13 protein-coding genes are annotated in these 15454 nt (G+C 33.7%); 10 read left to right on the top strand and 3 right to left on the bottom strand.

The annotated features are described in order from the left end of the window. Positions 1-974 precede the first annotated feature (974 nt). The 3 genes from infB to rimP form a co-directional block, all read right to left on the bottom strand. Entirely contained in the window at positions 975-3977 is a 3003-nt protein-coding gene (gene infB / locus EG348_RS08540; protein WP_123982487.1) for a translation initiation factor IF-2, read from the bottom strand. A 79-nt stretch (positions 3978-4056) separates the two neighbouring features. Beyond that, positions 4057-5292, bottom strand: a complete 1236-nt coding sequence (nusA, locus tag EG348_RS08535) for a transcription termination factor NusA (protein ID WP_072407266.1) — start codon at positions 5290-5292, stop codon at positions 4057-4059. Between the two features lie 16 nt (positions 5293-5308). Beyond that, a complete protein-coding gene (rimP, locus tag EG348_RS08530) occupies positions 5309-5776 on the bottom strand; it encodes a ribosome assembly cofactor RimP (protein ID WP_123982485.1) in 468 nt (155 codons plus the stop codon). A gap of 217 nt (positions 5777-5993) precedes the next feature. On the opposite strand from rimP, the gene EG348_RS08525 reads away from it, so the two are divergent. The 10 genes from EG348_RS08525 (at position 5994) to EG348_RS08480 (ending at position 15452) form a co-directional block, all read left to right on the top strand. Then, the gene (locus EG348_RS08525) at positions 5994-7307 is read left to right on the top strand and encodes a UDP-glucose dehydrogenase family protein (protein WP_123982483.1); all 1314 of its coding nucleotides are present in this window, start codon (positions 5994-5996) and stop codon (positions 7305-7307) included. A 4-nt stretch (positions 7308-7311) separates the two neighbouring features. After that, a complete protein-coding gene (gene rfbB / locus EG348_RS08520) occupies positions 7312-8391 on the top strand; it encodes a dTDP-glucose 4,6-dehydratase (RefSeq protein WP_123982480.1) in 1080 nt (359 codons plus the stop codon). A 10-nt stretch (positions 8392-8401) separates the two neighbouring features. After that, entirely contained in the window at positions 8402-9262 is an 861-nt protein-coding gene (rfbA, locus tag EG348_RS08515; protein ID WP_123982478.1) for a glucose-1-phosphate thymidylyltransferase RfbA, read from the top strand. A 175-nt stretch (positions 9263-9437) separates the two neighbouring features. Then, complete coding sequence (locus tag EG348_RS08510; protein WP_123982476.1) at positions 9438-10286, top strand: ABC transporter permease; 849 nt, start codon at positions 9438-9440, stop codon at positions 10284-10286. Between the two features lie 19 nt (positions 10287-10305). Then, on the top strand, positions 10306-11556 hold the full coding sequence (locus tag EG348_RS08505; protein ID WP_123982473.1) for a polysaccharide ABC transporter ATP-binding protein: 1251 nt from the start codon (positions 10306-10308) through the stop codon (positions 11554-11556). A gap of 32 nt (positions 11557-11588) precedes the next feature. After that, a complete protein-coding gene (locus EG348_RS08500) occupies positions 11589-12569 on the top strand; it encodes a hypothetical protein (protein ID WP_123982470.1) in 981 nt (326 codons plus the stop codon). A gap of 18 nt (positions 12570-12587) precedes the next feature. Continuing rightward, complete coding sequence (locus tag EG348_RS08495) at positions 12588-12986, top strand: sugar 3,4-ketoisomerase (RefSeq protein WP_123982468.1); 399 nt, start codon at positions 12588-12590, stop codon at positions 12984-12986. Continuing rightward, positions 12983-13444 (top strand): acyltransferase, encoded by a 462-nt coding sequence (locus EG348_RS08490; protein ID WP_123982466.1) that lies wholly within the window; start codon positions 12983-12985, stop codon positions 13442-13444. The genes EG348_RS08495 and EG348_RS08490 overlap by 4 nt, the downstream gene beginning before the upstream one ends. Continuing rightward, complete coding sequence (locus tag EG348_RS08485) at positions 13437-14537, top strand: DegT/DnrJ/EryC1/StrS family aminotransferase (RefSeq protein WP_123982464.1); 1101 nt, start codon at positions 13437-13439, stop codon at positions 14535-14537. The genes EG348_RS08490 and EG348_RS08485 overlap by 8 nt, the downstream gene beginning before the upstream one ends. A gap of 18 nt (positions 14538-14555) precedes the next feature. Next, the gene (locus tag EG348_RS08480; protein ID WP_164463267.1) at positions 14556-15452 is read left to right on the top strand and encodes a glycosyltransferase family 2 protein; all 897 of its coding nucleotides are present in this window, start codon (positions 14556-14558) and stop codon (positions 15450-15452) included. Positions 15453-15454: the final 2 nt, after the last annotated feature.

Here is a 15454-nt window from a genome sequence, read left to right as displayed (position 1 = left end):
CGTTAATTATAGTATAAAACAAAAGAAACTTAATAATAATACATTGTTATTATTTATTAAAATTATTTTTTTTAGCTAAAATTGATATTTTTAACAAATATTCAACAAATCAAGGGGTTGTTATTTAGAACCATTACAAATTAATAAAATAAAAAATCTATTTTTAAAAATTTGAATTTTATTAATACAAAAAAGTAGAGTTATTTTAATCATTTCCTTAATTTAATCGGCATATACTTAAATACATGAGTTACTTAAAATATAGTTCTTACTACTTCAAAATCCAATTTAAAAGCAATATCATCTGTTTTCTAACAGCATTTTAAAAACTTTTAGCCCATAAATACACAATAAATTTCACGTTTTAAAACGAAAAATTTTCGTTTTAAATTTTTTACGCTCTTGCGAAAATGTAACAAACTTTAATTATTCAAAATCTTATAATTATAAAATATTTTTTACTTTAAGCATTACAGAAAGTGCTTCAAAAAAAGCTTTATCTACTTAAGAAGAAAGCAATTAGAATAATTTCTCCAAACAAGAAAGAGTTAATTAAAAACATTCTTAAAATCAATAAAATTGGCAAGTAGCAAGACCTCATCAACTCAGTATTTTTTTAAGTAATAATTAAGAAAAGTACTTTATAAAAAATACCTAGTGTTGAAATAGTGACACAAAAAATCACTATCCTAATTATCAGTTCTTACAGAGGAAAAGAATAGCAAAGCATAGCTTTTCCTATCAATTATCTGATTACCAATAAAATTATTATAGAAGTCTAAAAGAAACAAAATAAGGCTAATTAAGTAATAAGCTAGGGTTATAAAGAAAAAACAGTAAAGACTTAAAAATCTCTACTGTTTTTATAATATGTTTCTATTTGTTTAATCCTGTTTCGTTTTTTCAGGACAAGACATAATAATTAAAAAAACCACTTTTTTCAAAGTGGTTTTTATTTATTCAAAAATATTGAATTATTTCAATTTCTTCTTAACAGCTACTTCTTCGTAAACCTCAAGAATATCACCGTTTTCGATGTCATTGTAACCTTTTAAGTTCAATCCGCATTCGTAACCTTTAGTTACTTCTTTTACATCATCTTTAAAACGCTTTAAGCTTTCAAGCTCGCCATCGAATTTCACAATACCATCACGAAGTACTCTTACTTTAGACTGTCTCGTAACTTTTCCTGAAAGAACCATACAACCAGCAATTGTTCCAACTTTAGAAATCTTGAAGACTTCTCTAATCTCAACATTACCAATTACCTGCTCTTTAATCTCAGGAGAAAGCATACCTTCCATTGCCTCTTTAACTTCGTCAATAGCAGCATAGATTACAGAATATGTTCTGATCTCAATCTCTTCTCTATCTGCCAATTCTTTAGCGTTACCACCGGCTCTTACATTAAATCCGATAATAATTGCATCTGAAGCAGTTGCTAGGTTAACATCAGATTCAGTGATCTGTCCAACACCTTTATGAAGAATGTTTACATTGATCTCAGCTGTAGATAATCTCTGTAATTGATCTGATAATGCTTCAACTGAACCATCAACGTCACCTTTCAAGATAATATTCAATTCCTTGAATTCACCTAGAGCAATTCTTCTACCAAGTTCTTCAAGTGTTGTATGTTTCTTAGTTCTGATAGAAAGTTCTCTTTGAAGCTGCTCTCTCTTGTTAGCAATAGTTTTAGCTTCACCTTCATCTTCATATACTTTAAACTTATCACCAGCTGTTGGAGCTCCGTCTAATCCTAAAATAGTTACCGGAATAGATGGACCTGCTTCCTTAAGGTTTCTACCTCTTTCGTCAAGCATTGCTTTTACCTTACCGTGGTTTTTACCTGCAACAACATAATCACCAACTTTTAAAGTACCTGTTTGTACTAAAATGGTAGCAACATATCCTCTTCCTTTATCTAATGAAGCTTCAATAACAACACCTTGAGCATTTCTATCAGGATTAGCCTTTAAATCAAGCATTTCCGCCTGAAGTAATACTTTTTCTAATAAAACATCCATGTTATTACCAAATTTCGCAGAAATCTCTTGTGCCTGAACATTTCCTCCCCATTCTTCAACTAAAATATTCATTCCAGAAAGTTGTTGACGAATGTTATCAGGATTTGCGCTCGGTCTATCCACTTTATTCAATGCAATAATCATTGGTACACCTGCAGCCTGTGCGTGAGAAATTGCTTCTCTCGTTTGAGGCATTACATCATCATCTGCCGCAATTACAATAATTGCAATATCTGTAACCTGAGCACCTCTGGCTCTCATCGCTGTAAAGGCTTCGTGACCTGGTGTATCTAAGAATGTAATTCTCTGACCATTTTCCAATTTCACGTTATAAGCACCAATATGCTGTGTAATTCCTCCTGATTCACCAGCGATAACGTTTGTTTTTCTGATGTAGTCAAGTAATGACGTTTTACCGTGGTCAACGTGACCCATTACTGTAACGATTGGAGCTCTTGGAGAAAGATCCTCCTCAGTATCCATATCTTCTTCAGATTCTACCTCTTCAAGGTCAGCATCTGAGAATTCTATTTTATAACCAAATTCGTCTGCAACTAATAATAAAGTATCAGCTTCAAGTCTTTGGTTCATTGTTACCATTACTCCTAGAGAGAAACATGCAGAAATTACTTCTGTTGCACTTACATCCATCAAACTTGCCAATTCTCCGACAGTGATAAATTCTGTAACTTTTAGTGAAGTATCTCTTGCATCTGCTTCCTGCTGACGCTCATCCTGCTCTCTACGGTAGGTTCTTTTATCTTTTCTGTGTTTAGCAGATTTAGATTTACCTCCTTTATTGGTTAATTTTTCAAGGGTTTCCTTGATCTGGTTTTTAACTTGCTCGTCGGTTAATTCAACAGGCATCGTTCTTTGACCAGGTCTGTTGTTATTTCCAGCACCCGGACCTTTTTTGAAACCACCACCTTGTCCTGGTGGACGGTTACCTTGGTTATTTCCAAAACGAGGACCTCCTTGACCACCTTGTCCTGGCGGACGGTTTCCTTGACCACCCTGTCCTGGAGGACGGTTTCCTTGAGGCCCACCTTGTCCTGGCGGACGGTTTCCTTGAGGGCCACCTTGGTTGTTATTATTTCCTCCTTGCTGGTTGTTTCCTGTGTTTGGCTGATTAGGGCCTCCCGGTTTTTCAATCCTTTTTCTTTTCTTTTTAGCCCCAGCATTTGGTTTTGGCGCAAACTGGCTTAAGTCAATTTTTTCACCAACAATTTTAGGTCCATCAAGTTTTTGATAAACCGTTTCAATTTTTTGAGACTCTTGAGGTTGCTCAGCTTCAACTTTTTTAGGCTCAGCTTTTACCTCAACAGGTTTAGCTACGGGCTCTACAACGGGTTTCGGAGCTTGCTTCACAGGCTCAACTGGTTTTTCCTCCGCTTTTTTATCTTCCACTTTAGGTTTATCTTTTTTTACAGGTCTATTTCTAGATTCTATCTGAGACAAGTCTATTTTATCCAGAACTTTGAATTCCTGTTTTTCTTTTTCAGGAGCTGCCTTCACTTCTGGTTCCGGCGTTGGGGTTGGTGTTGGTGGTACAACTACTTCTTCTACTTTCTTTTCTTCTACCACTACCGGTGCTACTGCTGCAGCGGCAACAGGAGTTTCTTCAACTTCAGGCTTTTTAGGCTCCAAGTCTATCTTACCTAAAATTTTAGTTTCCGGTTTATTAGCTTTAGCTCTTATTACTTCAGGGGTTCTCTTTTCTTCAATTTCCAGTTTCTCTTCCGGAACTTTTGTGATCACCACCTCATGGGAAGCTTTACGTTGCTCGCCATCTTTGGCAAACTCAGCTTCCAATGCAGAATATGCCGCTTCTTCTAATTGAGCGTTAGGATTGCTTTCAACCTCGATACCCTTAGCCTGTAAAAATTCTACTAATCTGGACATCGAAATATTGAATTCCTTAACCGCTTTATTTAATCTTATTTTTGGCATCTATTATATTTACTATTTTTTTTAATTCTTAAAATTAAAGTATTTCTTTTTACTGATTATTAAAATTTATTTAAAAATCTTAACTTTCAAATTCTTCTCTTAGAATACGTTTTACATCTTCAATCGTTTCCTCTTCCAAGTCAACCATTTTGATAAGACTCTCCGTATCTTTATCTAATACTGATTTCGCAGTAGTAAGACCTACTTTCTTAAATTCATCCAGAATCCACTGTTCGATATCGTCATTAAATTCTCTCAATTCAACATCATCATCTTCGCTAGACTCTCTAAATACATCAATTTCATATCCCGTTAACCAAGAAGCCAGTCTGATATTCTGTCCTTGTTTACCGATAACTTTAGAAATCTCTTCAACAGGAGTATAAACCAAAGCATAATTGGTTTCCTCGTTGATATCAATTTTATTGATGGTAACATTTCCTAAAGCTCTCTTCACTAAAATCTCAGGGTTTTTAGACCACTGAATAACATCGATGTTTTCATTTCTCAACTCTCTTACAACTCCGTGAATTCTTGATCCTTTCACACCTACACAGGCACCAACCGGATCTATTCTGTCATCATAAGCATCTACTGCGATCTTCGCCTTTTCACCAGGAATTCTTACTACCTTTTTCAATATAATAGTACCATCTTGGATTTCAGGAATTTCCAGCTCTAATAACTTCTCAAGAAATTTAGGTGCAGTTCTGGAAATAATAATCTGAGGTTTAGAACCTTTAAAATCTACTGATTCAACAATAGCTCTGATATTTTCACCTTTTTTAAAGAAATCGGAACTGATCTGATTTTCTTTTGGCAAAATAAATTCATTCTCTTCATCATCCAACAAGATCACATGTTTGTGACGGATGTGGTGAATTTCTCCAATTACGATCTCACCGATTCTGTCTCTAAACTGCTCGTACAACATTGCGTTGTTGTGCTCCTGCAATTTAGTCGCTAAAATCTGCTTCAAAGTAAGGATATTTCTTCTTCCTAACTGAGCAACAGGAATTTCCATTGTGAAATCCTCGCCCACTTCGAAAGTAGGGTCTATTTTCTTCGCTTCAGAGATTTCGATTTCCAAATCATCGTCTTCCGACATTTCATCCTCTACAATCGTTTTATTTAAAAATATCTGAAAATCTCCTTTATCCGGGTTCACAATTACATCAAAATGATCATCTGAATCAAATCTTTTTCTCAAAAGAGTTTTCAGTGAATCTTCAATAATCGCCATAAGATCAATTTTACTGATCCCCTTTTCGTCTTTAAAATCACCAAAGGATTCAATCAACGCTATATTATCCATTTATTCTTTTTTCTTTTTAAAATTTAATTGCTACTAATGCTTTTTTAATCTCAGAGTAAGGAATTTCTTTTTCCTCCTCCACATCTACTTTACCTTTACCTACTTCTTTCGGTTTTCGGTAACGCAAAACAAGAGTGATCTTTTCGTCATCTACTTTAGACAGCTCACCTTCAATCTCAGAAGAATCTGTAAGTAAAACTTCAATATCTCTTCCTAGATTTTTATTGAATTGTCTTGGAGTCGCCAAAGGCTCGCTTAATCCCGCAGACATCACCTGTAAGCTGAAATCATGTTCTTCGCGATCCATATTGAATTCTATTGCACGACTAGCATCAAGACAGTCTTGCAACGTAACTCCGTTGTCTCCATCCAAAATCACCGTAATATCATCCCCTGCCGAAAATTTTAAATCAATAAGAAATAAATCTTTTCTGGTGTCAAGGAATTCATTTAATAATTCTTCAATTTTTTTTCTAAACTCCATAAATAATATTAACCTTGGTTTACCTGTACGAAAAAAGGCTTTCTTCCGAAGCCTTCTCATTTTTTTCCGTAAATCCAATGCAAATATACAATTATTTTCTAAAAAAGCAAAATCTCTTATAATCAAGCAGGTAACTTAACATAGATTTACATTAAATTAAAAGACGTGATGAAAGTATTTTTACTATTTTTGTCATGAATTTTTAAAAACATACATTTTGAATATAACGATTGTAGGTACAGGCTATGTAGGATTAGTTACAGGAACTACCCTAGCAGAACTTGGCAATTCAGTATACTGTGTAGATATTGATGAAAAAAAAGTAGAAGGTATGAAAAACGGCGTAGTTCCCATCTATGAGCCGAACCTTGAAGAAATGTTTCTTAGAAACATCCAATCTGAAAGATTATTTTTCACTACAAATTTAAAAGATGCTTTAGATAAAAGCGAAGTTGTATATCTGGCCTTACCTACTCCACCCGGAGAGGATGGCTCGGCAGACCTTTCTTACGTTTTGAAAGTTGCAAACGACATCGGTGAATTAATGACAGAATATAAAGTTGTTGTCAACAAAAGTACTGTTCCTGTTGGTACTGCAGACCGAGTAAGCGAAGTAATTGCCTCAAAAACAAACATCCCTTTTGACGTAGTTTCTAATCCTGAATTTTTAAGAGAAGGTTTTGCTGTTGAAGACTCAATGAATCCTGCGAGAGTAGTTGTAGGATCAAGTTCTGAAAAGGCGAAAGATATTATGGCTAAAATTTATCAGCCATTTACCAATACAGGTATTCCTATTATATTTATGGATGAGAAATCATCTGAACTGACAAAATATGCCGCCAATTCATTCTTAGCCGTAAAAATTACTTTCATGAACGAAATTGCAAACTATTGTGAAAAAGTAGGCGCAGACGTTGATAAAGTAAGACTAGGAATGGGTAGTGATGACAGAATCGGTCACAGATTCCTATTCCCAGGAATCGGATACGGAGGAAGCTGCTTCCCTAAAGATGTAAAAGCTTTAATAAGATCCGGAAAACAGGAAGATTTCAACTTTCAAATTCTGGAAGCGACTGAAAATGTAAATATTGCTCAAAAAGTAATTTTAGTTTCAGAAATTGAAAAATATTTCGGTGGAAGCGTTGAAGGAAAAACAATCGCCATGTGGGGATTAGCTTTCAAAGCCAATACAGACGACATTCGTGAGGCTTCTTCTTTAGACAATATTGATATTTTACTAAAAAAAGGCGCGAAAATTGTTGCCTATGATGCTGTTGCAGAAAATAACGTTAAAAAAATACTTGGCGACAAAATACAATACGCAAAAGGAATGTATGATGCATTGGAAGATGTTGATGCTTTATTTATCGCCACAGAATGGCCTGAGTTCAAAAATCCAAATTTTGAACTGATGGCAAAAAAAATGAAAAATAAAGTTATTTTTGACGGAAGAAATATGTATCCGCTGGAAGTTCCGGAACAAAATGGATTCTATTATAAGAGTATAGGAAGAAAGACAATTTCAAAATAAACAGATGAAAAACATAATTATTACCGGAGGAGCAGGATTCATCGGATCACACGTTGTAAGAGAATTTGTGAAAAACAATCCGAATACAACCATCATCAATCTTGATGCGCTTACTTATGCCGGAAATCTGGAAAATTTAAAAGATATCGAAAACGAACCCAATTACGTTTTCGAAAAAGCAGATATCACAAAGCCGGAAGAATTAAGAAAAGTATTTGAAAAATACAATCCTGATGCTGTAGTTCATTTGGCTGCAGAAAGCCACGTTGACAGAAGTATTACAGATCCAATGGCATTTATTAATACGAATGTAAACGGAACAGCAAATCTTCTTAATCTTTGTAAAGAATTTTGGACATTAAACCCTGATCATACTCACGGAAGATTCCCTGATGAAAAAAGACAAAACTTATTTTATCATGTTTCAACCGATGAAGTTTACGGAAGTTTAGGAGAGACAGGATTTTTCTTAGAAACAACAGCTTACGATCCACAGTCTCCATATTCAGCTTCGAAAGCTGCTTCTGACCATTTGGTTAGAGCGTATGGAAATACATACGGAATGCCTTTCATCGTATCAAATTGCTCAAACAATTATGGTCCGAACCATTTTCCTGAAAAGTTAATTCCACTTTGCATTTCAAATATCATTAATGAAAGACCTTTACCAATCTACGGTGACGGAAAATATACGAGAGACTGGTTATATGTGATTGATCACGCAAAAGGTATTCATCAAATTTTTAATGAAGCTAAAACCGGAGAAACTTACAATATCGGAGGTTTCAACGAGTGGCAGAATATCGACTTGGTGAAAGAATTAATTAAGCAAATGGATGCTAAATTAGGAAAGCCTGAAGGTCATTCTGAAAAATTAATCACTTTCGTAAAAGACAGACCGGGGCACGACAAACGTTATGCTATCGATGCTACTAAACTTAGTAAAGATCTTGGATGGAAGCCCTCAGTAACTTTCGAGGAAGGTTTAGGAAAAACTATCGACTGGTATCTTGAAAACAAAGAATGGTTGGAGAATGTAACAAGTGGCGATTATCAGAAATATTACGATAATCAATACAATTAAAACACACAAAATGAAAGGAATAATATTAGCCGGTGGTTCCGGAACAAGACTTTACCCTCTTACAATCGCCGTAAGCAAGCAATTGATGCCTGTTTATGACAAACCAATGATCTACTACCCTCTTTCAACATTGTTATTGGCGGGAATTAAAGACATTTTAATTATTACAACTCCACACGATCAAGCAGGATTTATCAAACTTTTAGGTGATGGTTCACAAATTGGTTGTAACATAGAATATATTGTACAGCCTAGTCCGGATGGCTTAGCGCAGGCTTTTATTTTAGGTGATAAATTTATCGGTGATGATTCCGCAGCCTTAGTTTTAGGTGATAATATTTTCTACGGTTCTGAAATGGGAACTTTATTAAAAAATAAAACCAACCCTGACGGTGGTGTTGTATTCGCTTATCATGTTGCCGATCCGGAAAGATATGGTGTTGTAGAATTTGATAATGATTTCAAAGCCGTTTCAATAGAAGAAAAACCTACGTCTCCAAAATCAAATTACGCCGTTCCCGGCCTTTATTTTTATGATAATGAAGTTGTAGAAATTGCTAAAAACATACAGCCTTCCCCAAGAGGAGAGCTTGAAATAACGGATGTAAATAATGTTTATTTAAGCAAAAATAAGCTTGAAGTAGGTGTTCTTGACAGAGGAACCGCTTGGTTGGACACAGGGACATTCGATTCTCTTCATGATGCATCAGAATTTGTAAGCGTTATCGAAAAAAGACAAGGCTTCAAGATTGGTTGTATCGAAGAAATTGCTTTCAGAAATAAATTTATCAACGAAGAAAAATTATTAGAAACTGCCATAAAATACGGTAAAAGCGGATATGGCGAGTATCTTAAGCAACTTGTAAAATAATCCGAATAATATTAATAATTAAGAAAACTATTGACTTTATAGTCGATAGTTTTTGCTCATAACGATATTTTTCAATACATTAGTTGTTATTTTTAGGTCAATATGAAGAATAATTCATAATCTAAAAAAATTCGGATAAATTAATTATTATAAATTTGCATAAATTTTTACACAGATGAATGAACCACAACAAAAGTGGACAGAAACCATTGAAGCCAACCATACTTTGTTTGATCTAAAGCTCAAAGAAGTGTGGAGATATAAAGATCTTATTTACATGTTTGTAAAGAGAGACTTTATATCAAGTTTCAAACAAACTATTTTAGGGCCTATCTGGTTCTTTATTAACCCCATTTTTACTACAATTACTTACTTAATCGTCTTTGGAAAATTAGCCAATTTACCAACAGACGGAGCACCACCATTGTTATTTTATCTTGCAGGTGTTACCCTTTGGAACTACTTTTCAGGAGCATTAATTGGTACTTCAAACACATTTTCAGGAAACGCTGCCATTTTCGGAAAGGTTTATTTTCCAAGGCTTGTTACTCCTATTTCAATTGTAATTTCGAATTTGATGCGTCTTGGTGTTCAGTTCCTTTTATTCATACTTGTTTGGGCATATTATTTTTCTAAAGGAGAAATTCAGCCTAATATATGGATCCTAGCAACACCTTTTTTAGTTGTTCTTATGGCAATCTTTGCTCTAGGCGTTGGAATGATATTTTCTTCACTTACTACAAAATATAAAGACCTTGTTATGTTACTAGGTTTTGGTATAAGTTTATATATGTATGCTACTCCGGTAATCTATCCCGTGTCTTCACTTCCCGGATATTTCAAAAAGCTGGCTTATTACAATCCATTAACCGGTATTTTTGAGTGTTTCAAATACGGCTGGCTGGGTGTTGGAGATTTTTCACCAGTAATGTTGGGAATAAGCACAATCATCATTTTTGCCCTTCTAGCAATTGGAGTTGTGGTTTTCAACAAGGTAGAGAAAACATTTATGGATACTGTATAATTATTTAAACTGAAAAAATATGCTGGCTTTAAAAGCAGAAAATATATCAAAACAATATCGTCTGGGACAAGTGGGAACAGGTACTCTCTCTCATGACCTGAACAGATTTTGGCACAAAGTAAGAGGTAAAGAAGACCCGTATTTAAAAATAGGCGAAGCTAATGACAGAGCCTCAAAAGGTGAATCTGAATATGTTTGGTCCCTTCGTGACATTAATTTTGAAATCGAACAGGGAGATGCTGTAGGAATCATTGGAAGAAACGGTGCCGGAAAATCTACTTTATTAAAACTATTAAGCAAAGTAACAAAACCAACTACAGGAAAAATCTATACACAAGGCAGAATTGCCTCTTTATTAGAAGTTGGAACTGGGTTTCACCCTGAAATGACAGGAAGAGAAAATGTATTTTTAAATGGAGCAATCCTTGGTATGACCCGTAAAGAAATCACCAGAAAATTTGACGAAATTGTTGACTTTTCCGGTGTAGAAAGATACATCGATACTCCCGTAAAAAGATATTCGTCAGGGATGTATGTACGTTTAGCATTTGCCGTTGCCGCCCATTTGGAATCTGAAATTCTTATTGTAGATGAAGTTCTTGCGGTAGGAGATTCGGAATTTCAAAAAAAATGTCTTGGTAAAATGGGTGATGTAAGTAAAGGAGAAGGTAGAACAGTGCTTTTTGTGAGTCACAACATGGCCGCTGTCAATGAACTTTGCAATACAGCAATACTATTAGATAAAGGGTCTGTTTTAATGCAAGGCAATAAGGATAAATGCATCATAGAATATCAAAAAAGAAGTGGCCACATCTCCGGCTATGATGTTTTAAAAGATAATTTCAAGATTGGAAATGACAAGATTATTGTAAAATCATATTCAATGACTCCTGTAAATGGAAATATCCTAAATATTAACTCTGGAGCTACAGTAGAAGTTCATTTTACTAGTAGAATTCAAAATTCTATGCTAGACCTTTCTTTTTATTTAAGGAATTCTCATGAAATTACCGTAATGAGTAACGGATTCATTGTAAGTGAAAATGGAGAACCAGGAGACTATATTTTAAGTTTTGAGATACCACCTAATATACTAAATGAAGATTCTTATTATTTTGACATGTTTTGGGGTATTGACCGTTCTGAAATTGCATTTAAAACTGAATCATTCGGTTTTGAGATTAACGGAATAAAAAATCAATTTGGAGAAATTAGAAAATCACCAGGAGTGATTTACTCAAATATTAATTCTCAAATAAAAAAAATATAATAAAGTGTTTCATATTCTAAATAAAACAAATTATGCTTTTAAATATCATATTTTCATATAATCGAGCCATGCAGGTCGATTATCTTTTAAATACTATTTTGAAAAGAATAAAGATAAAAGATTATGAGACCGTAATTCTATATCACACTACAGGTAATCATCAGTTAGGATACAAAAAATTAATTGAAAAGTACAAAAATTACCCTAATATAAGTTTTGTTGAAAGAAAAGAAGTATGGTTTGATTCTTCTTTTTTTAAAACTTTTACTAGTAAAAAGAATTACAAATTTTTCCTTGAAAAAAACTTAAAAAATAAAAAAAGTGATAATTTTAAAGGATTACTTCAAAAATTATTAAGAGATTCCAAGCATGAGTTAATAATGTTTAATACTGATGATGGGGTTTTTTATGAAGACGTTATTTTAAACGATGAAATTCTATCAGTTTTCAAAAATAATCCAGAAACAGCTTCCTATAGAATGTATGTTGGTGATAATATTGAAGGTTTTCCTGATTATATCCATAAAAAAAATGGATATTATGAATGGGACTATTATACTGATAAAAATATCACCCATTGGTCTTATCCTTTTTCTGTAGATGGCACGATCTATAACACCAAACACTTATTGAGTGTTTTAGAGAAAATACCCTATCATAATCCAATTACATTAGAAGAAAATGTGTTTAGATTTGCTCAGGAACATAAACTTTTTAGAAAAGGATTAGGTCCTATCACTACTAAATTAGTAGGAACCACCTTAAATAGGGTGTCTATTGATACTTTCAATCCAACCATAAACATTAGTGTAGATTATTTAAATGAAAAATTCATCGAAGGTTATACACTTCAACTTGGTCTCCCAGATCATATTGACGTTGTAAATATTGTTCCATTTGAAGTGAGTATAATCAAAGAAAATCAAAAAGAAGTTATTTATTCTTTAGATGAACAGGGAAAGAAAATACAAAATTCTTATGGTGTTGAAGGAACAAAAAAAGAATCAGAATAAAAAAATAAAGATATTATCATGCCTCCTCATATCATAAATTTTTCTAAAATAGGCTCTCAAGATTTGGGATATATCACTGTTGCCGAAACGCAAAAAGACACTCCTTTTGATATAAAAAGAGTCTATTGGACCTATTATACTCCTCAAGATGTCATCAGAGGAGGTCATGCCCATAAAGAACTTCAACAGGTAATATTCGCAGTTTCAGGAACTATCGAGTTTAACACTCTTGATCTTCAGGGTAATAAAGATACTTTTATCCTAGACTCGCCTTCGAAAGGCTTGTATATTCCTAAACTGATCTGGAGAGATATTAAATTCAGCCATAGTGCGGTATTATTATGTTTAGCGTCCGAAATTTATGACGAGGCAGATTATTTCAGAGATTTTGAAGAATTTAAAAATTACAAGAAATGATTCACTCTTTAGCTGATGTGCAATCTCAAAATGTAGGTGAAGGTACCAACGTATGGCAGTTTTGTGTGATTCTAAAAGATGCACAGATAGGTGAGAACTGTAATATCAACTGTCAGGTACTTATCGAAAATAAAGTAATTATAGGAAATAATGTTACCATAAAACCGGGAGTACAAATATGGGACGGAATCACCATTCAGGATGATGTTTTTATTGGTCCCAATGCTACTTTTACGAATGATTTATTTCCAAAATCTAAAAATAAAGATTTTAAACTGGAAGAAACTTTAATTAAAAAAGGAGCTTCTATTGGCGCAAATGCAACAATATTAGCAGGAATTACTATTGGAGAAAATGCACTTATCGGCGCCGGGAGTGTAGTTACCAAAAACGTACCTGCCAACGAAATCTGGGTTGGAAATCCAGCAAAATTTTTAAAGAAAAACACGAATGATTAAATTCCTCGACCTACAAAAAATAAATCTTACCCATCAACAGGAAATTGAAGATGCATTATTACAAGCCTTCCGTTCCGGATGGTATTTGCTGGGGGATAAGGTAAAAACTTTCGAACAAGAACTTTCAAAATACTGCAATGTTCCTCATGCTATTGGTGTAGCCAATGGTCTTGATGCTTTGAGATTAATTTTCAGAGCATACATAGAGTTGGGTATCATGAAAGAAGGAGATGAGATTTTGGTTCCGGCCAATACTTACATTGCATCAATTCTTGCTATTACAGATAACAAATTAGTACCTGTTTTAGTAGAACCAGACATCAATACATACAATATTGACATCTCTAAAATTGAAGAAAAAGTAACTGCTAAAACCAAAGCCATACTTCTTGTTCATTTATATGGAAGCATTGTATTCTCAGAAGAAATAGAACGTATTGCTGAAAAATATAATTTAAAAATAATTGAAGACAACGCCCAAACAATAGGTGCTGTCTGGAACAATAAAAAATCAGGAAGTCTGGGAGATGCTGCTGGATTTAGTTTTTATCCCGGGAAAAATTTGGGAGCTCTAGGAGATGCCGGAGCTGTTACATGTAAAGATGATAGACTGGCAACATGTATCAGAGCACTAGCAAATTATGGTTCGCAGAAAAAATATGTGAATCAATATCAAGGCTACAATTCTCGTCTGGATGAGATCCAGGCTGCTGTGTTATCTGTAAAATTGAAATATTTAGATACAGAAAATAAAAGACGAAAAGAAATTGCAGAAAGATATCTAACAGAAATAGTAAATCCTAAGATTGTTCTTCCTCATCACAAAACAGAAGAAAACAGCCATGTATATCATGTTTTTGTCATCAGAACAGAAAATAGAGATCAGCTGCAGAAACATCTAGAAGAAAAAGGAATTCAGACATTGATCCACTATCCCATTCCACCCCATCATCAGGAAGCTTACTCTTATTTAAAAGACCTCCAGTTACCAATTACAGAACAAATTCATACCGAAGTTTTAAGCTTACCAATATCGCCTGTAATGACGGATGATGAAGTATCGACAGTTATACAAACTTTAAATAAATATTAGAAATAATATCATATTATTTTGGAAAAAAAAGATTTAGTAAGTATCGTAGTTTGCAGTTACAATCAAGGAAAATATATCAAAGAATGTCTTGATAGTGTTAAAGCACAGACCTATCCGAACATTCAACTAATTGTTGCTGATGATGCTTCACCCGATAATTCTGTTCAGGTTTTTGAAAACTGGCTTTCAGAAAATAATTATCCTGCGATTACTAATTTTCATCAAAAAAATACTGGCCTTGCCACTGTTCTTAATGAATGTATCGAGCTTATAGAAGGAAAATATGTGAAAATTATTGCGGCAGACGACTTTCTTCACCCCGACTCTATACAGGAATGTGTAGAAAAACTTGAAAGCTTAGGTGAAGACTATGGAATGGTGTTTAGTGATACTTATGCTATTGACGACAACTCAAATATTTTACCAGATATAGCCGATTATGATAAATTAGGAAGTGTGCCACCTGAGACTTTTAAGAAAGATCTTCTTATTGGAAACAGAATTGCAGCACTAACCGTTTTAATGAAAAAAGAAGCGTTAATAAAAACCGGAAAATATAAATCTGATCTTTTAATTGAAGATTATTATCGATGGTTAAAAATCAATGCTTTATACTCTACCGCATATGTTCCGCGAAAACTTGCCTATTACAGACTGCATGATTCTAATATTTCTTCTGCAAGAAAAGAAAGAATAGATGAAGAATGTTTATATCTTCAAATGATTTTTGATAAAAATGGTGACATCAAAGGAATCATCAATTATAAAATAGGTAAGCTATATGAAAGCAATAAGTTATCAGATTTTTTATTGACCCAATTCAAGGAATATCCTTACAAAAGAAGAAAGCTAAAATTAGCTGTACAATATAAAATACCGGCTCCTTTGTATAAATTTTTAAGTAAAATCATTTAAAA

Origin of the sequence: Chryseobacterium sp. G0201, assembly GCF_003815655.1 — a bacterium.
In the GTDB taxonomy this organism is placed as follows: domain Bacteria; phylum Bacteroidota; class Bacteroidia; order Flavobacteriales; family Weeksellaceae; genus Chryseobacterium.
This window is presented reverse-complemented; position numbering and strand designations above follow the sequence as displayed.